Below are 18,337 nucleotides of genomic sequence, written 5' to 3' on the forward strand. Positions count from 1 at the left end.
GGATGCGCGGGCTCAGACGCCGTCATCGGGCGGATCGAAGGTCTCGGCGCTGGCACGCTCCCATCGCGACAGGAAGCCGAAGCCCACATCCTCGCCGCGCAGCAGGAAGCCGATCGGCTGATAGGGATAGACCTCGGAGCCGACTTTCATGTCGCGGTCCTTTTCGCGCACCAGGAGGTGATGCGGGAGGAACTTGCCGGGGTGATCGAGCCCTGCCGCGCCCGCCATCTCGCCCAGGGCCTTCATCGTGTTGCGGTGGAAATTGGCCACGCGTTTCGATTTGTCGGGCACGACCAGCGCGCGTGAACGCAGCGGATCCTGCGTCGCGACACCGACCGGGCAGCGGTTAGTGTGGCAGGCCTGCGCCTGAATGCAGCCCACCGCGAACATGAAGCCGCGCGCGGAATTCGCCCAGTCGGCCCCAAGCGCAAGAATGCGCGCGATGTCAAAGGCGGTGACCAGCTTGCCCGAGGCACCGATGCGGATGCGATCGCGCAGATCCGCGCCGCGCAGCGCGTTGTGCACGAAGGTCAGCCCCTCGACCAGCGGCATGCCGATGTGGTTCGAGAACTCCAGCGGCGCCGCACCCGTGCCACCCTCTTTTCCGTCGACGACGATGAAATCGGGAGCGATGCCGGTTTGCAGCATCGCCTTGACCATGCACATGAACTCGCGCCGGTGGCCGACACAGAGTTTGAATCCGACCGGCTTGCCGCCGGACAATTCGCGCAGCTGGCCGATGAAGGCGCAAAGCTCCAGCGGAGTCTCAAAGGCCGAATGCGAGGCCGGCGAGATGCAATCCACCCCCATCGGCACGTCGCGCGCCTCGGCGATCTCGGGGGTGATCTTGGCTGCGGGCAGCATGCCGCCATGGCCGGGCTTGGCACCCTGGCTCAGCTTGATCTCGATCATCTTGACCTGCGGATCGGCGGCGATGGCGGCAAATTTTTCCGGGTTGAATGTACCGTCATGATTGCGGCAACCGAAATAGCCCGAGCCGAGTTCATAGATCAGATCGCCGCCAAACCGGTGATAGCGCGAGATGCCTCCCTCGCCGGTGTCATGGGCAAAGCCCCCCGCCGCCGCGCCGCGATTGAGCGCCTCGATCGCCTGCGCCGACAGCGCGCCGAAGCTCATCGCCGAGATATTGTAGAGCGAGATATCATAGGGCTGCGTGCAATCGGGGCCGCCAACGGTGACGCGAAAATCGGTGTTCTCGATATGCTTGGGGCGCACCGAATGGGTGATCCACTGATAGCCCGAGTCGTAAACGCGCTGGCGGGTGCCGAAGGGGCGCTTGTCTTCGACATTCTTGGCGCGCTGGTAGACGATCGTGCGTTCCTCGCGCGAAAACGGCTCTTCGTCCTGATCGCTCTCGATCAGGTATTGGCGGATTTCGGGGCGGATGCCTTCAAAGAGGAAACGCATGTGGCCCAGCACCGGATAGTTGCGCAAGACCGCGTGGCGCAGCTGCACCAGATCGTACAGCCCCAGCACCGTCAGTGCGCCAAAGATCAGGGCAACCAGAAGGAACCACGGCGAGAACGCCACCCCCGCAAGCCCTGCGACGGCCAGCGCGGCGCAAATCACCAGCGGCAAGTACCGCGTGTATTGGTCGAACATGGGGGCTCCTCCGGTACGCGTCGATACCCAGACTAGCGCGCTGAGCCGTGCTGTCGAGACCTTCCCGGGGGTTACTCCTCGTTGCCGCCCCGCAGCATCGCCCGGTTGAACCGGATCGAGGAAAGCAGCGCGACAAGAATGAAGCCCGCGCCCAGGAGCCCGGTGACCAGCTCGTGCACCGGCATCAGGGTCTGGGCGAACATGATCCCCGAGAGGATCAGGATCGACCAGAAGGCGCCATGTTCGAGATAGCGAAACTCGGACAGCGCATTGCGCTCGACCAGCATGATCGTCATCGCGCGCACGTAGAAGGCGCCGATGCCAAGCCCGATCGCGATCAGGAATAGGTTCTGGGTCAGCGCGAAGGCACCGATCACGCCGTCGAAGCTGAATGAGGCATCAAGGACTTCGAGGTAAAGGAAGGCGCCCAGGCCGCCCTTTGCGGCCTCGCGGCTCATCTCGGCGCGGTCGAGCAGATGCCCCACCACCTCGACCCCGAGGAAGGTCAAAAGCCCAGCGACGCTGGCCAGCAGGAAGGGGAACTTGTCGTTATGCGGCAGGATCGTCGTGAAGATCAGCGAGAGCGCGAGCACGAAGGCGATCTCGAGGCCACGGATCGAGGCGCAGGCGCGCAGCCGGCATTCGAGCGTCGCGATCCAGTCGACCTCCTTGCCCTCGTCGATGAAATAGCTCAGCGCCACCATCATCAGGAAGGCGCCGCCAAAGCCCGCGATCGAGACATGCGCGCCCTCGATGATATGGGCGTATTCTGCGGGGCGCGTGGCGGCAAGGCGCAGCGCCTCGATCGGGCCGATCCCGGCCGCGACCACCACGATCAGGAGCGGAAACACCACCCGCATCCCGAAGACCGCGATCACGATACCCCAGGTCAGGAAGCGATGCTGCCATTCGGGCGTCATGTTCTTGAGCTTGTTGGCATTCACGATCGCATTGTCGAAGCTCAGCGAGATTTCCAGCACCGCCAGAACCGAGGCCACGAAAAAGAACGAGAGCGCCCCCGCAAGATTGCCGGAATAGGCCCAGCCCAGCCACAGCGACAGCGCCAGCCCGATCGCAGTCCAGATCAGCGGCCAGCGGAAATAGCGGAACATGTCAGGCCTCTCGCGCTCAGGTCCAGCCGAGATAGGCAGCGCCCCGGCAAGCCGCAAGGCCCCGGCCCCGCGCAGTCCCCCGCCGTGGTGAACCTGCAACAGGCCCGGCCTAGTCGATCCCGGCCTGCGCGAGCCAGCCTTCGAGGCGGGCACGGTTCACCCCGAAATCCGAGCCTCCGAAGACAAGATGGCCCTGCGCCTGCACCGTGTCGCCCGCGACCCAGAGATGGGTGATGTCGGGAAAGCCCCAGAACAGCGTGCGCGTGACATAGACAAGGTGGCCATCCTCGGGTGAGCCCGAGAGGCGGCGCGTGCGCGGCGTGGCCTCGGCCACCTGCACCAGTGCCGCCAGTGCCGCTTGCGGGTCGGCGACCACGCGGGCGGCGGCAAATCCGCCCCGCGCGGGCCAGTCGCCCGGGGCCTGCGCCTGCGGTGGCGCGCCCAGCCGCGCGGCGGGCAAGGGCGCGAGCCGGACATAGGCCTGCGCGGCGACGAACAGCCCCGCGAGGATCAGGTAAAACACCACCCTCATCCGCGCCGCCGCGTCCAGCCGTAAAGGCAGATCAGCTCCATCAGCACATGCGCGCCCGCGATCGCGGTGGCGCCCGTCGTGTCATAGGGCGGTGAAACTTCAACCACATCGCCGCCGACAAGGTTGATCCCCCCCAGCCCGCGCAGGATCGCCGCCGCCTGCCAGCTCGCCAGCCCGCCCCAGACCGGCGTGCCCGTGCCCGGCGCAAAGGCCGGATCGAGGCAGTCGATGTCGAAGGTGATATAGCAGGGCCGCTCCCCCACCACCGATTTGATCCGCGCGACGGTTTCCTCGACGCCCGCCTGATGCACGAAGGGCGCATCGAGGATCTGCACACCGAGCGTGTCGGGGTTGTCGGTGCGGATACCGACCGAGACGGTGGTTTCGGGCGCGACCAGCCCTTCGCGGATCGCCTTGTAGAGGAAGGTACCGTGGTCGATCCGCGCCGGGTCGTCATCGGCCCAGGTGTCGGAATGCGCATCGAACTGGATCAGCGCCACGGGGCCGAAGCGTTTCGCATAGGCGCGCAGGATCGGCAGCGTCAGGAAATGATCGCCCCCCATCGTGACCGTGCCGACATGGGCGGAAAGGATGCCGTCGATATGCGCCTCGACGCGGGCGGGCACCTCGGCGACATTGGCGTAGTCAAAGGCCATATCGCCGTAATCGACGATGGATAGCTCGCTCATCGGGTCATAGCCCCAGCCATAAGGCGCGTCGAACGCCTGCAACGCCGAGGCCTCGCGGATCGCGCGCGGTCCAAAACGCGCGCCGGGCCGGTTCGTCACCGCCTGATCGAAGGGCAAGCCGGTGATCGCCAGATCAACGCCGGAAAGCTCTTTGGTATAACGCCGACGAAACGCGCTCAGCGCGCCGCCAAAGGCGTTTTCAAAGGCGAGGCCACGCGCCTCGGGCCGGGTAAAGGCCATGTCCACCTGCGTCTTGGCATCTTCAAGCGCCATCGCCTGCCCTCCTGCAATCGGCTGTCCTCTGATTGCTGCCCTGCCTGCCGCCCCGGGTCAAGCGCGCGGCGCTGCAAGCTGCGACATCCGACCACAGTTGTAATTAGAATAATTCTGATCTGGATCAAATAGCTCACGCCTCCGTGAGTTTAGAAAGATTCTACCTTTCGGAACTACGGAGGAAAAAGCCATGAAACGGTATCTTGCATCTGCGATCGCACTCTCGGCGGCCCTGTCGGGCCCTGCTCTCGCGGATGACGCAGCCCTGCGTGAGACAGCCAAAGACTTGTTCGGAGCCATCCCGCTGCAGGCGCCCATGCTGGAAAACAACGTGATCTCGCGCGATCGCGTCGATCTGGGGGCGATGCTGTTCTTCGACCCGCGGATGTCGAAATCGGGCCTGTTCTCGTGCCAGTCGTGCCACAACGTGGGCATCGGCGGCGTCGACGGGCTGGAGACCTCGGTCGGTCATGGCTGGCAGGCCGGCCCGCGCAACGCGCCGACGATGCTGAATGCGGTGTTCAACGTCGCGCAATTCTGGGACGGGCGCGCGCCTGACCTGGCCGCGCAGGCCAAGGGCCCGGTGCAGGCAGGTGTCGAGATGAACAACACCCCCGACAACGTGGAAGCCACGCTGAAATCTATGCCCGGCTATGTCGACGCCTTCGCCGCCGCCTTCCCGGGCGAGGCCGAACCGATCAGCTTCGACAATTTCGCGCTGGCGATCGAGGCTTTCGAAGCCACGCTGATCACGCCGAATTCGCGCTTCGACCAGTTCCTGATGGGGCAGGACGGCGCGCTGAGCGATCAGGAAAAAGCCGGTCTGCAACTGTTTGTCGATACCGGCTGCGCCTCGTGCCACGGCGGGATCAACTTCGGCGGACAGGATTACTACCCGTTCGGCGTGGTCGAGAAACCCGGCGCGGGTGTCCTGCCCGAAGGTGACAAGGGCCGCTTTGCCGTGACCGAGACGGCGGGCGACGACTATGTGTTCCGCGCCGCACCCCTGCGCAACATCGCGATCACCGCGCCCTACTTCCATTCCGGGAAGGTCTGGGACCTGCGCGAAGCGGTGGCGATCATGGCGAACTCGCAGCTGGGCGAAGACCTGAACGACGCGCAGATCGACGACATCGTGGCCTTCCTCGGCACGCTGACCGGCGAGCAACCCGAGGTGGTGCATCCGCTCCTGCCGGTGCGCACCGCGACGACGCCGAAGCCCGCGCCGATGTAAGACACGGCAAGACGCTGTCCCTTGGGGCGCGGGCGAAAGCCTGCGCCCTTTTTCATGCGGTCGCGCTGGCGGCGCGGACAGATGCCTCCGGCGGGAGTATTTCGGGCTCGATGAAAGGAAAAGGGGCGCGGCCGGTGACCGCGCCCCTTCGGGCCTCGGGTGTGAGGCAGGCGTTATTCGGGCTGACAGATCTCGCCGCGGGTCATGCCCAGGATGGTGCGCCCGACCAGCCCCGCGATCAGCACCACCAGGAGCCCGAGCAGACCGGTGCCGAGCAAGGTGTGGAAGCTCGAATGGGTGCGCTCGGCATAGAGGAAGCTGACGATGGTCAGGGCGGCGAGCGGGAAGCTCAGCGCCCAGAACGACATCGCGAAAGGCAGGCGCAGGATCCGCGGGATCTGAAGCGCGACGAGCGCGGCAAAGACATAGGCCAGCGAGATCAGGATATGGGCGAAGGGGTCAAAGCCGGCCGGGGTGGCCTCGGCGCCGGGGGTGGCGGTCAGGCGCAGCCAGGCGATGAAGGCCACCGCGGGCGGCGCGATCATGATCACCAGCGTCGGCTGCAACCGGCCCGGCAGCGGATCGTGGAACACCAGCCGGTTGAACACCAGCGTGAGCAGGATCAGCCAGAAGATCAGCCCCGCCGAGAAGAACAGCCAGGAAATCTCGGTGAAGCCAAGCGCTGCGCCCGCGACCGGCACGATCACATTGCCCACCGCCGGGATAAACCAGGCCGGGTTCAGATGGCCGTGCTGGAACGAGCGGGTGCCGATCCAGTTGGTCACGACCGACAGCGTCAGCACGCCTTGCAGCGTCGCCCCCACGATCCAGAGTACCAGCGCCACGGGCTTGGAGATGGTGATCACCCCGATCGCCAGCAGCAGCAGCGACACCGAGATCGTCGGGAAGAAGCTGAGCCGGATCGGGTGGTGCCACTCGGCCTTGACCGCGCCGGGATGGCGCAGCGCCTTGATCGCGTAAGTCAGCACGATCAGCGCGAACACCAGCGCCGTGACCGCCAGCGCGGTCTGGTAGAACAGCGGCGAGAGGCCCAGCACCGCCGACCCCGCGCGGAGCGCCAGCGTGAAGCCGCCAAGCCCCATCGTGGTGGCGAAGAAGGTGATCGGGAAATGCTCGAGCCGCGACTGCGCGGCATCCGGCGAGTGTTGTGCGGAGGGGGTGGTCATCGGATCGCTCCTGAAATGGCCTCGGGTGGCCGACACATTCAGATTGCGGCATCTGTAACCCGGAGGGCGATGAAACCCCAGCGCCAAATCATGTATTTCGGATATCTGATCTGGGTCAAATCGTCTCGGGGCCGAATCCTTTAAGAAAGCGTCACATCAAGGAAAGGCCTCCCATGCGACTGACGACCCGGACCAATCTGGCGATGCGCGTTCTGATGTTCTGCGCCGTCAATCCGTCGATCATCGTGCGCAAGCATGAGATCGCCGCGGCCTGCAACGCCTCCGAAAACCATCTGGCGCAGGTGGTGAACACGCTGGCCCAGCAGGGCTTCATCGCGACCCAGCGCGGACGCTCGGGCGGGTTGCGCCTTGCGCGTCCGATGGATCAGATCGCCGTGGGCGAGGTGCTGCGCGCCTTCGAGGCCGACCTGCCCTTTGCCGAGTGCTTCGACCTGACCACCAACACCTGCCCGCTGCACGAGGCCTGCATGTTCCGCGAGGCGCTGCTGGAGGCGCTCGATGCGTTCTACTCCGCGCTCGACCGCAAGTCGCTGGCCGATCTGGTCGAGGATAACGAGGCGCTTGAGCAATTGCTGGCCCTGCCCTCGGCCGAGACGATCCCGGTCTGCGGTATGCGCCGCCCGGCCCCGCGCGTGGCCGCCGAGGTCGCCTGATCCCTGCTTCGCAACGCTCTCCAAAGCGTGATGCGCCCGCCGGTGGAAACGCCTTGGCGGGCGTTCCGTTTTCGCCTAGCACGCGCCGCAGTTTCGCCCCGGTTCTGCGTCATCCTGACGCAAGGGGGCAAAGGAACAGGAGCTTGCAATGTCGAGCAGCGAAGCCGAGCAGAAAACCGCCCCGGAGAGCGCCCACGCCGCCACCGAGGCCAAATCGCGGGAGACCACCGCCTCTCCCTCCGAAACAAAGCACGGCCCAACCCATCCCGTGCGTTTCACCGACTGGGCGCTGATCTGAGCTTGCCCGAACGGGGCGGCCGGGCGAGACTGGGCACATGCCCCATCTGCCCGGAGCCCCGATGCGTCCCCTCACCGATATTCGCGGCATAGGCCCGGCCACCGCCGAGCGGCTGTTGGCCGCGGGCATTCCCGATGCCGAGGCGCTGCATGCCCTTGGCGCCGAAGCCGCGTATGAGCGGCTGCTCGCATCCGGCGACCGGCCCCATTTCATCGCCTTTTACGCGCTGGTGATGGCTTTGCAGGGCCGCCCCTGGAACGATTGCAAGGGCGCCGAAAAGGCCGCGCTGCGGGTCCGGTTCGACGCGCTTTGCGCCCGCGCGACACCCGGCCCGGAAATGGAAAAGGGCCGCCTCCCGATGGAAGCGGCCCTCGATGCGCTGGGTCTGCGGCGCGGCTGATCAGCCGACCAGTTCGAGACCCGAGAAGAAGAACGCGATTTCCACCGCAGCGGTTTCCGGCGCATCCGAGCCGTGAACCGAGTTTTCGCCGACCGAGAGGGCGAATTCCTTGCGGATGGTGCCGTCAGCGGCTTCGGCCGGGTTGGTGGCGCCCATCACTTCGCGGTTTTTCTTGATCGCGCCTTCGCCTTCGAGAACCTGCACAACGACCGGTTCCGAGGTCATGAATTCGCACAGCTCGCCATAGAAGGGGCGCTCTTTGTGGACTTCGTAGAACTTGCCGGCCTGTTCCAGGGTCAGCTTGATGCGCTTTTGCGCGACGATGCGCAGACCGGCTTCCTCGAACTTGGCATTGATCTTGCCGGTGAGGTTGCGCTTGGTCGCGTCGGGTTTGATGATCGAGAGCGTACGTTCGATGGCCATGATGAGCCCTTTCCTCTGAACTCGGCGGCCCCAGCCGCCTCGAAGCTGTTTCTGCCGCGCAGCTATCACGCGCGCCGAGCCTTGAAAACCCCTGCTTTGGTGGAATCGTTAGCGCAAAAGCGTGATCGCCCGGCACTGCGGCAAAATGGATCAGGATTGGACTCGACAATACCTGAGTATTTCGATAGGAAATATTCAGACCACGCTACGGAGCCAGCCATGATCCGCCCCCTTCTGCTTTCGCTCGCCCTTCTTCCCCCGCTCGCGGCCCATGCCGACGAAAACGCGGCAAGCGCACCGCCCGCCCTGCCCTTCAGCTACGAGATGTTCGAGGCCTCGGTGCCCCATACCGACATGGCGGTCTGCCCGGTCGATCTGGCCCAGCCGGGCGTGTTCTGTCGCGTGGCGCTGTTCAACGACGCCTTCCATATCTTCCTGTTCACCGAAGAGGGCGACCAGCCGCTGGTGGGCTTTCAGAGCTACGATTCCGAGCTGATGACCGGCCTCTTCGACTAGGCCCGCTTCCCCGCTTGACGGCCCGCGCCCACTCGGGCAAGCGGGGGTCATGCTCAAGATATCGGACATCACTTTCGCGATCGAGGGGCGGCCTCTGTTCGAGGGCGCCACGGCCACCATTCCCACCGGCCACAAGGTCGGCCTCGTGGGGCCGAACGGCGCGGGGAAAACCACGCTGTTCAAGCTGATCCGCGGCGAATACGCGCTGGAATCGGGCGAGATTTCACTGCCGCAGCGCGCCCGCATCGGCGGCGTCGCGCAAGAGGTGCCCTCGTCTTCGACCAGCCTGCTCGACACGGTGCTTTCCGCCGATACCGAGCGCGCCGCGCTGATGGCCGAGGCCGAAGCCGCGACCGACCCCCATCGCATCGCCGAGATCCAGACCCGGCTCACCGATATCGACGCCTGGTCGGCCGAGGGCCGCGCCAGTGCGATCCTCAAGGGCCTGGGCTTTGACGCCGAAGCGCAGCGCCGGCCGTGCAGCGATTTCTCGGGCGGCTGGCGGATGCGCGTGGCGCTTGCGGGCGTCTTGTTCGCGCAGCCCGACCTGCTGCTGCTGGACGAACCGACGAACTATCTCGACCTCGAAGGCGCGCTCTGGCTCGAACAATACCTGATCCGCTACCCGCATACGGTGATCGTGATCTCGCACGACCGCGACCTGCTGAACCGCGCGGTGGGGGCGATTTTGCACCTCGAGGGGCGCAAGCTGACGCTCTATCAGGGCGGCTATGACACATTCGCCAAGACCCGCGCGCTGAAACGCGAGGCGCAGGCGGCAGCGGCGAAAAAACAAGAGGCGCGCCGCGCCCATCTGCAAAGCTTCGTCGACCGGTTCAAGGCCAAGGCGACCAAGGCCGCGCAGGCGCAGTCGCGCGTGAAGATGCTGGAAAAGATGGTGCCGATCACCGCTCCCGAAGAGGCGGCGAAGCAGGTCTTTACCTTCCCCGCGCCCGAACAGCTTTCGCCGCCGATCATCGCGCTTGATGGTGCGGCGGTGGGCTATGGCGGCGCTCCGATCCTGCGACGGCTGAACCTGCGCATTGACCAGGACGACCGGATCGCGCTTCTGGGGCGCAACGGCGAGGGAAAATCCACACTTTCCAAGCTGTTGGCGGGCAAACTTGAGGTTTGCGACGGCAAGATCGCGCGCTCGTCCAAGCTGCGCATCGGCTATTTCGCGCAGCATCAGGTCGACGAGCTGGACCTCGGCGCGACGCCGCTTTTGCACCTGCAACGGATCCTGCCCGAAGAGGCGCAATCGAAGCTGCGCGCGCGGCTGGCGGGGTTCGGCCTTGGCGCCGATCAGGCCGAGACGGTGGTCGGCAAGCTTTCCGGCGGGCAGAAGGCGCGGCTGTCGCTTTTGCTGGCGACCTGGGACGCGCCGCATCTGCTGATCCTTGACGAGCCGACCAACCACCTCGACATTGAGAGCCGCGAGGCGCTGGTCGAGGCGCTGACCGAATATTCGGGCGCGGTGATCCTGGTCAGCCACGACATGCACCTGCTCAGCCTCGTCGTCGACCGGCTCTGGCTGGTGAAGGGCGGCGCGGTCGCGCCCTATGGCGGCGACCTCGAAGCCTATCGCGCCGAATTGCTGGCGGGCGGCGACGAGGACAAGCCCCGCGCCGCGCCGAAGGATAAGCCCGCGAAACCCTCGCGTGAGGCGATCACGGGGCTGCGCTCCGAGGTGCGCAAATGCGAAGACCGCGTGAACAAGCTGGCGGAAATGCTTGAAAAGCTTGACGCAATCCTAGCCGACCCTGCGCTTTACGAACCCGGTCGTGCGGCCGACGCCGAAAAATGGATGAAGAAACACGCCGAGGCGCGCGAGGCGATGACCCGCGCCGAGGCGCTGTGGATGGAGGCGCTGGAGGCGCTGGAAGGGGCCGAGCAGGGCTAGTGCCCTGCCCGCCTCCATTCCCGCTCAGGCCGCCCCGTTCAGGCCGCGCCGTAGCTGGCGAAAATCTCCCCCGTGCCGTCGCGGCGGAACAGGATCACCTGATAGGCGTCGCGCTCGCTTTCGGGGCCCATGCCGGGCGAGCCATAGGGCATGCCGGGCACCGAGAGCCCGATCGCCTCGGGGCGTTCGTCAAGCAGGCGGAGGATATCGGCGGGGGGCACGTGGCCCTCGATCACATAGCCCTCGATCATGGCGGTGTGGCACGAGGCGAGCCCCTCGGGCACGCCCATCTCGGCCTTGTAGGCCTGCAGCGCGTCATAGGGGCGAAGTTCCTGCGTCACCGCGAAACCGTCGCGCGCCAAGACCTCCATCCAGGCGCCGCAGCAGCCGCAATCGGGGTCTTTCACCACATGGATCGCAGGGGCGCTTGCGGCGTAGAGCGGCAAAGCAGGCAGCACCGAGGCGCCAGCGGCCAGCCTCAGCAGACGGCGGCGCGAAACGAGGGCTTGGGTCATGCGCGTTTCCTCCTGTGCATGTCGTTGCGTCAGCTTAGCGCGATCCGCGCCCCGGACGACCTGACTTTGGTCAGGTTCACGCGTTTTTGACGCCCCCAAAAAAGAAGAGCCGCCCCGAAGGGCGGCCCCAGTTGGCCCGGGCCAAAGCACGGCCCGGCGCGCGTCACTTCACGATCAACTCCGGTCCCATGGCCAATGTGGGCAGCCAGGTCGACAGGAACGGCACGTAAGTGATCAGGATCAGGAACAGGAACAGCACGCCGAGGAAGGGCAGCGCGGCTTTTACCACACGCATCATCGGCATCCCGGCCACACCCGAGGTGACGAAGAGGTTCAGACCCACCGGCGGCGTGATCATCCCGATCTCCATGTTTACGACCATGATGATGCCCAGGTGGATCGGGTCCACGCCCAGCTCGATCGCGATCGGGAAGACCAAGGGCGCGACGATCACGATCAGACCCGAGGGCTCCATGAACTGCCCACCGATCAGGAGGATCACGTTGACCAGGATCAGGAAGACAATCTTGCCGAACCCGGCCGAGAGCATCGCTTCGGCGATCTGCTGCGGGATCTGTTCGTCGGTCAGCACATGCTTGAGGATCAGCGCGTTGGCGATGATGAACATCAGCGTAATCGTCAGCTTGCCCGCTTCAAACAGCGTCTTGCGGGTGTCTTCATGCCAGAGCGCGGTGATCAGCGCCTGCGGCTTTTGCAGAAGGCTCGTCGGCGCCGCGCCGTCCTTGCCCGCCAGCGGCCCCATGTCGCGATAGACGAAGGTGGCGACGAGGAAAGCATAGACCGAGGCGACGGCGGCGGCTTCGGTGGGGGTAAAGATCGCGCCGGTGATCCCCGGGAGGCCATAGATACCCACCATGATGATGACGATCAGCATCAGGCCCCAGAAGGCGTCCTTGAACGCCACGGCGATCTCGCCCCAGCCCTGCCACTCGCCCTTGGGCATGTTCTTGATGCGCGCCATGATGTAGATCGCGATCATCAGCATGACACCGGCCAGAATGCCCGGGATCACCCCGGCGAGGAACATCCGCCCGACCGACACCTCGACCGAGGAGGCATAGACCACCATCACGATCGAGGGCGGGATCAGGATGCCGAGGGTGCCTGCGTTACAGATCACGCCGGCGGCGAAATCCTTGGTGTAGCCCATCTGGCGCATCGCCGCGATCACGATCGAGCCGATGGCAACGACGGTCGCGGGGCTCGAACCCGACAGCGCCGCGAAGATCATGCAGGCAAAGACGCCCGCAATCGCCAGACCGCCGCGGACATGACCGACGCAGGCGATCGAGAAGCGCACGATCCGTTTCGCCACACCGCCCGTCGACATGAAGGAGGACGCGAGGATGAAGAAGGGAATGGCCAGCAGCGTGTAATGCCCGGCCATCGCCTGATAGAGCGACTGAGCGACCGAGGCGAGCGAGGTCTCCGAGAAGGCCAGCAGGAACAGGATCGAGCTGAGACCCAGCGACACCGCGATCGGCACACCGATCATCAGAAGCCCGACGATGAGCGCGAAAAGCAGGAAAACGTCCATCCGGGATCACTCCTCGTCCTTGTTGGCAGCCGCAACGCGTTCGACGTCGTCTTCGGCTTCGTGGCTGACGATCAGGCTTTCCTGACGGCCCGCGATGACCCGCAGCGTCGCCTGAGCAATCCGCCAGGTAATCAGCGCAACGCCGAAGGGCAGAATGAAATAGGGCACGACGCGGGGGAGTTTTTCGTAATGTTCGCCCTGGTTGATCAGCGGTTCGAGCCAGCGGAAGATCCACAGCATCGGCACCTGATCGGTTTCATACCAGGCCTGATCGCGGGTCGGCTCGAAGCCGGTCGGGAACCAGTGCCCCGAGGTGCGCTCCAGCGCGGCATAGGGCGCCCAGTAATCCCACGCGCCCTTGAGCATCAGCAGCGCATAGACCAGACACAGGAACGCCGACACCACCGCCAGCGCACGTTTGGGGCCCGGCCCCACCATGTTCAGCACCGCGTCCACGCCCAGATGCGCGGTTTTCTTGAAAGCGTAAGAGACGCCGAAGATCACCAGCCAGGCGAACAGGATCAACGTCAGCTCCAGACCCCAGATCAACGAGTTGTTGAACACGTAACGCAGGATCACGTTGATGAAAGTGATCAGGGTCATCGCGCCAAGGATCAGCGCGATCGCGCTTTCCTCGATCCTGTCTGACCAAGAGGTCCGCGAGTGATGCGAACCGGATCCGGTGCCGGACATGGGGCTACCTCATGCAATAAGCGATGGCCCGGGCCGAAGGCCGCGGGAAGAGTGTGGGGCGCGAGCCTGGCCCGCGCCCCGAGATCGGATCAGTGCTCGGCGTTGATCGCCTGCGCGGCGTCGATCTTGTCCTGACCGATGCCGTCGACGAATTTCGCCCAGACGGGCTTCATCGCATCAACCCAGGCCTGACGCTCGTCGGGGGTCAGTTCGATGATCTTGCCACCGGCATCGAGGATCGACTGACGGGCCGTCGCTTCGACCTCTTCCACGGCCGCGTTCCGGGCCACGGTGACTTCGTTCATGATCGTCGAGAGCTGATCGCGGGTTTCGGCGTCAAGCCCGGCCCACCAGTCGGTCGAGACCACGACGAGGTAATCCAGCAGACCGTGGTTGGTCTCGGTGATCGCGGCCTGAACCTCGTAGTATTTCTGGCCGTAGCTGTTCGACCAGGTGTTTTCCTGACCATCGACAACGCCGGTCTGCAGCGCGCCGTAGACTTCCGAGAAGGCCATCGGCTGCGGCGAGGCGCCAAGCGCTTCCATCTGCGCCACGAGCACGTCCGAGGGCTGCACGCGGAACTTCAGGCCCTTGGCATCGCCCGGCATGCGCAGTTCCGACTTGGCCGAGAACTGCTTCATCCCCGAGTGCCAGAATTCGAGACCGGTCAGGCCGCGGCGCTCCATCGAGCCTTTCATTTCCTGGCCGACGTCCGAGTTCTGGAAGGCATCGACAGCGCGCATGTTCTTGAACATGAAGGGCAGGTCGAAAATGTTGAAGACCTTGGTGAAGCTTTCGAACTTCGACAGCGACGGCGCGGCCATCTGGACGTCGCCCTGCAGCATCGCCTCAAGAACCTGGTCATCGTTGTAGAGCGTCGAGTTCGGATAGACTTCGACGCAGACCTTGCCGTTCATCTCGGCGTTCACGCGGTCGGCAAACATCTGGGCGGCAATGCCCTTGGGGTGTTTATCCGAGTTGGTGACGTGGCTGAACTTGATCACCATCTCGCCATCGTCGCATTGCGCGAAGGCGGGCGCGGCGGCGGTCACGAGGGCGATGGCCGTCATTGCGGCGGCGAATTTCTTCATGGTTTCCTCCCGAAGTGCCATAGGCAAAAACACGGCGCCGGGTCTCCGGCGTCCCCTATAGCCAACCGCCAGACGCAATGCCGATCAACATATTCGTCATAGCTCGTGAAAAATCGTGATTTTCGGTTCGGGAACAATTCCTTATGAAATCAGCGCGCTACGTGCCGCACTGCAGCATGTGCGAAAATCCACACAGATGTTAGCGCCTGTCGGGCGGAATGTCGCACAGGTCCGGGCCCGGCATTTCAGCGGAAGGATTCGGGGCGCAGCCCGTGGCGGGCGAGCTTGTCGTAGAAGGTCTTGCGCGGCAGCTTCAACGCCTGCGCGGCCTCGGTGGCATTGCCCTTCGCGCGCGAGAGCGCCTCGATCAGGAGCGAGCGTTCCACCGCCGCCATCCGCTCGGCCAGTCCAAGCCCCGCCTCGGGTTCGGCGCCTTCGGGGCCCAGCCCCATCGCGAAGCGCATCGCCTCGGACATCAGCGCGCGCGCATTGCCCGGCCAGTCGCGCGCCATCAGCTCGGCCCCGACCTCGGGCGGAATTTCGGGCATCGGCAGGCTCGATTGCTCGCAGGCCATCTGGACGTAATGGCGAAACAGTTGCGGGATGTCTTCTGGGCGCTCCGACAGCGAGGGGATGCGCACCCGCATCACCTCGAGCTTCCAGTAGAGATCGGGGTGAAACCGGCCCTCGCGCGCCTCGCGGGCCAGATCGCGATAGGTGCCCGCGATCAACCGCGTCGAGGGGCGGCTTTCCAGCAATTCGATCAGCGCGAATTGCGCCGATTGCGGCAGGTCGGCAACCTCGTCGAGATAGAGCGTGCCATCCTCGGCACGAGCAAACCCCGCCTCAAGCTCCTCGGGGGTGAGCATCGCTGCAGCGAGTTTCACGAAGGCACGCGGAGCGGCGGCGGACAGCAGGTGGATCACCTCGGCCACTTTCGAATTGCCCGCGCCGGGCGCGCCCGAGATCAGCACCTCGGCGCCCGAGCGCGCCGCGCGCCGCGCCGCCTCGCGCAGGGCCTCGGCCACCGGGCTCGACCCCACCAGCATCCGCGCCGCCGCGTCGCCCCGGCGGATTTCACGGTGCAGACGGCGGTTCTCGATCACCAGCGCGCGGGTCTTCAGCGCCTTTTCGACAACCGAAAGCAAATCCTTGGCCGCGCAGGGCTTTTCAAGGAAATCGAAGGCGCCCCCCGCCATCGCACGCACCGCCATCGGCACATCGCCTTCGCCCGTCAACAAGATCACCGGCAGGTCGGGATCAAGCCCATGCGCGTGCTCCAGAAGCGCGAAGCCGTCCTTGCCGGGCATGCGGATATCGGTCAGCACCACGCCGTCGAACTCGGGGCCGATATGGTCTTTGGCCTCGATGTAGGAACTGCACAGCACCGGCTTGTGCCCGGCCAGATCCAGCGTCTGCCCCAGCGCCTCGCGCACCGCGCGATCGTCATCGACCACCAGAACCTTCATCCGCCCTCCCCTTCGCGCAGCGGCGCCGCGGCCTCGAAGGGCGGCGCCTCTTGCAACTCGACCGTGAACAGGGCGCCGCCGCCTTCGGGGTTTTCCCCGCGCAGCGTGCCGCCAAAGCCCTGCACCAGACCATAAGAGATCGAGAGCCCGAGGCCCATCCCCTCGGCCGAGCCCACCTCTTTGGTCGAGTAGAACGGGTCAAAGATGCGCTCGGGCTCGCGGATGCCGGGGCCGGTGTCGCGCAGGCTCAGCGCGAGACGCCCCTCCCCCGCGCGCTCGATACGGATCGTCACCCGCTTGCCAGACGCTTCCGACATCGCATCGGCGGCGTTGGCCAGGAGGTTCACCACCACCTGCGCCAGCCGCACCTCACCCGCCATCACCACCGCCGGAAAGCCCGGCCGCTGCCAGTCGATCACCACGCCCGCGCGCTCCAGCCGCATCTGCGCGATTTCCAGCGCGCTTTCCACCACCGCGACCAACCCGACGCGGGTCGCGGGCTCGGCCTCTTGCCGGGCGAAGGCGCGCAGGTTGCGGATGATCCGCCCCATCCGCCGCGCAAGATCCGAGATCCGGCTGAGGTTTTCCGACACTTCCGCACCGCGCCCGCGCTCCATCAGCAGGGTCGCGTTTTCCGCATAAGACCCGATCGCCATCAGGGGCTGGTTCAGTTCGTGGCTGATCCCCGCCGACATCTGCCCCAGTGCCGAAAGCTTGCCGGCCTGAACCAGTTCCGCCTGAGTGCGCTGCAACTGCTCGTTCGCGGCCAGAAGCTCGGCGGTGCGCTCCGCGACGCGGGCTTCAAGCGCCGCATTGGCGCGCGCCTCGGCGGCCAGCCGCACCGTCAGCGCCCGGCGCCGCTCCCAGAACGCCAGCACCCCCGCGCCAAGGGCGAGCACCCCAAGCGCCGTCGCCAGCGCCGCGATCCGCGCCGTGTCCATCACCGAACGGGTATCAATCAGCGCGTGGCCCGTCATCGCGATCACCGGCAGCGCCTGTGCGACCGGCAGGCCCAGTTCCGGCAAAGACCCGTTGCCCTGCACCAGCGGGTATCCCGCGATGCGCTGCTCGGGCAGTTTCGGCGTGGCACGCAGGGTGCCCGGCGGATAATCGCCCGGCACGGACGGGTCGCCTGCGGTCTGAAACACCAGTTCGGAGCGGTTGGCGACAAAGGTCACACCCGCCTCGTCCCGGAACCAGACCGGCACCGGATCGCCCCGGCCCGGCGCCTCGACCCGATCGGCCTCGATCCGCAACAGAACCATGCCCGCGACCGGCCCACCGGGCAGATGGACCGGGGCCGCAAAGGTAAAGAGCCGCTGGCGGGTCTCGGGGTCGACAAGATGGTGGCTGCCGCTCGCGCCCTGCGCGGCGCGGCGCAGGTCCGGCGTCATCGGGACGCGCGCGGGCGCATCCTCGGGGCCGGCGAGCACCCGGCCATCGGGCGCGATCAGCAAGATATCCAGCGCCCCGGCCCGGTCCGCAATGCGGCGCAGCACCCCCGAGACGACCTCAGGCGCCAGCGCCGATTCTTCATGCACCACCGCGCGCACGTAAGGATGATCCGCCGCCAGAACCGCGACCTCGCGAAACTGCACCAGCGTTGTCACCAGCCGGTCCGAGGCCAGCCGCAGATCGGCCCGCCCCCGGTCCTCAAGCCGGTCCAGCCCCTCGCGCGCCGAGATCAGCCAGACCTCGGCGCCGCCAATCACGGCAAGCACCAGAACCAGTGTCAGAAGGGCGATGCGCGCAATCATGGGGCCTCGGCAAGAACGGATCTTCTTGATGCCCCCGGCGCGCCCCGGAAATCAAGCTCCAAGCCCCGGATGCCCAAGATGCGACACCCTGACCCGCCCGCGATCGCTTGCCTTTACGTCGCCCAGTTGGCATTTGAGCCAGATCAAAGTGGCCCCGCATCTGAAGAGGTATCTGCGAGGCATATTTGCTGCGCGCGCGCGTGGCCCCAGGAGATGAGATCGACGTGACCCAGACCGCCAGCATCCCGCCCGTGAAAACCCTCCCCGACGCGCAGACGGTGACTTCGGTCACGCATTGGACGGATCGTTTGTTTTCGTTCCGGGTGACGCGGCCGCAGACGCTGCGGTTCCGCTCGGGGGAGTTCGTGATGATCGGGCTCCTGGACGACA

At 65.7% G+C, this 18,337-nt stretch carries 18 protein-coding genes and 1 pseudogene; 7 read left to right on the plus strand and 12 right to left on the minus strand.

The window, feature by feature from the left end:
* Positions 1-12: 12 nt before the first annotated feature.
* From CLN94_RS12700 to speB, 4 genes are all read right to left on the minus strand, one after another.
* Positions 13-1,623, minus strand: coding sequence for an FMN-binding glutamate synthase family protein (locus CLN94_RS12700; protein WP_096434320.1), 1,611 nt, complete (start codon positions 1,621-1,623; stop codon positions 13-15).
* 71 nt (positions 1,624-1,694) lie between these two features.
* Positions 1,695-2,735, minus strand: a complete 1,041-nt coding sequence (locus CLN94_RS12705; RefSeq protein ID WP_096434321.1) for a DUF475 domain-containing protein — start codon at positions 2,733-2,735, stop codon at positions 1,695-1,697.
* A 109-nt stretch (positions 2,736-2,844) separates the two neighbouring features.
* Positions 2,845-3,267: a DUF1499 domain-containing protein gene (locus tag CLN94_RS12710; protein WP_096434322.1), complete on the minus strand. Its 423-nt coding sequence runs from the start codon at positions 3,265-3,267 to the stop codon at positions 2,845-2,847.
* The gene (gene speB, locus CLN94_RS12715) at positions 3,264-4,229 is read right to left on the minus strand and encodes an agmatinase (protein WP_096434323.1); all 966 of its coding nucleotides are present in this window, start codon (positions 4,227-4,229) and stop codon (positions 3,264-3,266) included. Before speB ends, CLN94_RS12710 begins: the two co-directional genes overlap by 4 nt.
* 190 nt (positions 4,230-4,419) lie before the next feature.
* Between speB and CLN94_RS12720 the strand changes: the two genes are divergently transcribed.
* A complete protein-coding gene (locus CLN94_RS12720) occupies positions 4,420-5,463 on the plus strand; it encodes a cytochrome-c peroxidase (protein ID WP_096434324.1) in 1,044 nt (347 codons plus the stop codon).
* Between the two features lie 173 nt (positions 5,464-5,636).
* On the opposite strand, the gene CLN94_RS12725 is transcribed toward CLN94_RS12720, so the two are convergent.
* Complete coding sequence (locus CLN94_RS12725) at positions 5,637-6,650, minus strand: SLAC1 anion channel family protein (protein ID WP_096434325.1); 1,014 nt, start codon at positions 6,648-6,650, stop codon at positions 5,637-5,639.
* 173 nt (positions 6,651-6,823) lie between these two features.
* On the opposite strand from CLN94_RS12725, the gene CLN94_RS12730 reads away from it, so the two are divergent.
* The 3 genes from CLN94_RS12730 to CLN94_RS12735 all read left to right on the plus strand — a co-directional run bounded on the left by CLN94_RS12730 (position 6,824) and on the right by CLN94_RS12735 (position 8,022).
* Positions 6,824-7,324, plus strand: coding sequence for an RrF2 family transcriptional regulator (locus CLN94_RS12730; protein WP_096434326.1), 501 nt, complete (start codon positions 6,824-6,826; stop codon positions 7,322-7,324).
* A 148-nt stretch (positions 7,325-7,472) separates the two neighbouring features.
* Positions 7,473-7,622, plus strand: a complete 150-nt coding sequence (locus tag CLN94_RS14030; RefSeq protein WP_179300311.1) for a hypothetical protein — start codon at positions 7,473-7,475, stop codon at positions 7,620-7,622.
* A 61-nt stretch (positions 7,623-7,683) separates the two neighbouring features.
* A complete protein-coding gene (locus CLN94_RS12735; RefSeq protein ID WP_096434341.1) occupies positions 7,684-8,022 on the plus strand; it encodes a TfoX/Sxy family DNA transformation protein in 339 nt (112 codons plus the stop codon).
* On the opposite strand, the gene ndk is transcribed toward CLN94_RS12735, so the two are convergent.
* Positions 8,023-8,445 (minus strand): nucleoside-diphosphate kinase, encoded by a 423-nt coding sequence (gene ndk, locus CLN94_RS12740; RefSeq protein ID WP_096434327.1) that lies wholly within the window; start codon positions 8,443-8,445, stop codon positions 8,023-8,025.
* Between the two features lie 219 nt (positions 8,446-8,664).
* Here ndk and CLN94_RS12745 point away from each other — a divergent pair, with 219 nt between their 5' ends.
* Together CLN94_RS12745 and CLN94_RS12750 are read left to right on the plus strand one after the other, a co-directional pair.
* Positions 8,665-8,961: a hypothetical protein gene (locus CLN94_RS12745; RefSeq protein ID WP_096434328.1), complete on the plus strand. Its 297-nt coding sequence runs from the start codon at positions 8,665-8,667 to the stop codon at positions 8,959-8,961.
* Between the two features lie 49 nt (positions 8,962-9,010).
* Complete coding sequence (locus CLN94_RS12750; protein WP_096434329.1) at positions 9,011-10,864, plus strand: ABC-F family ATP-binding cassette domain-containing protein; 1,854 nt, start codon at positions 9,011-9,013, stop codon at positions 10,862-10,864.
* Positions 10,865-10,902: 38 nt separating this feature from the next.
* On the opposite strand, the gene CLN94_RS12755 is transcribed toward CLN94_RS12750, so the two are convergent.
* The 6 genes from CLN94_RS12755 to CLN94_RS12780 form a co-directional block, all read right to left on the minus strand.
* A complete protein-coding gene (locus CLN94_RS12755; protein WP_096434330.1) occupies positions 10,903-11,379 on the minus strand; it encodes a DUF411 domain-containing protein in 477 nt (158 codons plus the stop codon).
* Between the two features lie 163 nt (positions 11,380-11,542).
* A complete protein-coding gene (locus CLN94_RS12760; RefSeq protein WP_096434331.1) occupies positions 11,543-12,937 on the minus strand; it encodes a TRAP transporter large permease in 1,395 nt (464 codons plus the stop codon).
* 6 nt (positions 12,938-12,943) lie between these two features.
* Positions 12,944-13,630 (minus strand): TRAP transporter small permease, encoded by a 687-nt coding sequence (locus tag CLN94_RS12765; RefSeq protein ID WP_096434332.1) that lies wholly within the window; start codon positions 13,628-13,630, stop codon positions 12,944-12,946.
* 89 nt (positions 13,631-13,719) lie between these two features.
* On the minus strand, positions 13,720-14,721 hold the full coding sequence (locus tag CLN94_RS12770; protein ID WP_096434333.1) for a TRAP transporter substrate-binding protein: 1,002 nt from the start codon (positions 14,719-14,721) through the stop codon (positions 13,720-13,722).
* 245 nt (positions 14,722-14,966) lie between these two features.
* Entirely contained in the window at positions 14,967-16,190 is a 1,224-nt protein-coding gene (locus tag CLN94_RS12775) for a sigma-54-dependent transcriptional regulator (protein ID WP_096434334.1), read from the minus strand.
* Positions 16,187-17,947, minus strand: a complete 1,761-nt coding sequence (locus tag CLN94_RS12780; RefSeq protein WP_245845240.1) for an ATP-binding protein — start codon at positions 17,945-17,947, stop codon at positions 16,187-16,189. The genes CLN94_RS12775 and CLN94_RS12780 overlap by 4 nt, the downstream gene beginning before the upstream one ends.
* Before the next feature lie 224 nt (positions 17,948-18,171).
* On the opposite strand from CLN94_RS12780, the pseudogene CLN94_RS14160 reads away from it, so the two are divergent.
* Positions 18,172-18,337: pseudogene (locus tag CLN94_RS14160) on the plus strand (ferredoxin--NADP reductase); the annotation flags it as partial.

This window comes from Pseudothioclava arenosa (assembly GCF_002358085.1).
Taxonomy (GTDB): Bacteria; Pseudomonadota; Alphaproteobacteria; order Rhodobacterales; family Rhodobacteraceae; genus Pseudothioclava; species Pseudothioclava arenosa.

Excerpts from the sequence above, each read along its gene's own strand:
- CLN94_RS12700 (WP_096434320.1), bottom strand. The coding sequence starts at position 1,623 with ATGTTCGACCAATACACGCGGTACTTGCCGCTGGTGATTTGCGCCGCG.
- CLN94_RS12705 (WP_096434321.1), bottom strand. The coding sequence starts at position 2,735 with ATGTTCCGCTATTTCCGCTGGCCGCTGATCTGGACTGCGATCGGGCTG.
- CLN94_RS12710 (WP_096434322.1), bottom strand. The coding sequence starts at position 3,267 with ATGAGGGTGGTGTTTTACCTGATCCTCGCGGGGCTGTTCGTCGCCGCG.
- speB (WP_096434323.1), bottom strand. The coding sequence starts at position 4,229 with ATGGCGCTTGAAGATGCCAAGACGCAGGTGGACATGGCCTTTACCCGG.
- CLN94_RS12720 (WP_096434324.1), top strand. The coding sequence starts at position 4,420 with ATGAAACGGTATCTTGCATCTGCGATCGCACTCTCGGCGGCCCTGTCG.
- CLN94_RS12725 (WP_096434325.1), bottom strand. The coding sequence starts at position 6,650 with ATGACCACCCCCTCCGCACAACACTCGCCGGATGCCGCGCAGTCGCGG.
- CLN94_RS12730 (WP_096434326.1), top strand. The coding sequence starts at position 6,824 with ATGCGACTGACGACCCGGACCAATCTGGCGATGCGCGTTCTGATGTTC.
- CLN94_RS14030 (WP_179300311.1), top strand. The coding sequence starts at position 7,473 with ATGTCGAGCAGCGAAGCCGAGCAGAAAACCGCCCCGGAGAGCGCCCAC.
- CLN94_RS12735 (WP_096434341.1), top strand. The coding sequence starts at position 7,684 with ATGCGTCCCCTCACCGATATTCGCGGCATAGGCCCGGCCACCGCCGAG.
- ndk (WP_096434327.1), bottom strand. The coding sequence starts at position 8,445 with ATGGCCATCGAACGTACGCTCTCGATCATCAAACCCGACGCGACCAAG.
- CLN94_RS12745 (WP_096434328.1), top strand. The coding sequence starts at position 8,665 with ATGATCCGCCCCCTTCTGCTTTCGCTCGCCCTTCTTCCCCCGCTCGCG.
- CLN94_RS12750 (WP_096434329.1), top strand. The coding sequence starts at position 9,011 with ATGCTCAAGATATCGGACATCACTTTCGCGATCGAGGGGCGGCCTCTG.
- CLN94_RS12755 (WP_096434330.1), bottom strand. The coding sequence starts at position 11,379 with ATGACCCAAGCCCTCGTTTCGCGCCGCCGTCTGCTGAGGCTGGCCGCT.
- CLN94_RS12760 (WP_096434331.1), bottom strand. The coding sequence starts at position 12,937 with ATGGACGTTTTCCTGCTTTTCGCGCTCATCGTCGGGCTTCTGATGATC.
- CLN94_RS12765 (WP_096434332.1), bottom strand. The coding sequence starts at position 13,630 with ATGTCCGGCACCGGATCCGGTTCGCATCACTCGCGGACCTCTTGGTCA.
- CLN94_RS12770 (WP_096434333.1), bottom strand. The coding sequence starts at position 14,721 with ATGAAGAAATTCGCCGCCGCAATGACGGCCATCGCCCTCGTGACCGCC.
- CLN94_RS12775 (WP_096434334.1), bottom strand. The coding sequence starts at position 16,190 with ATGAAGGTTCTGGTGGTCGATGACGATCGCGCGGTGCGCGAGGCGCTG.
- CLN94_RS12780 (WP_245845240.1), bottom strand. The coding sequence starts at position 17,947 with ATGATTGCGCGCATCGCCCTTCTGACACTGGTTCTGGTGCTTGCCGTG.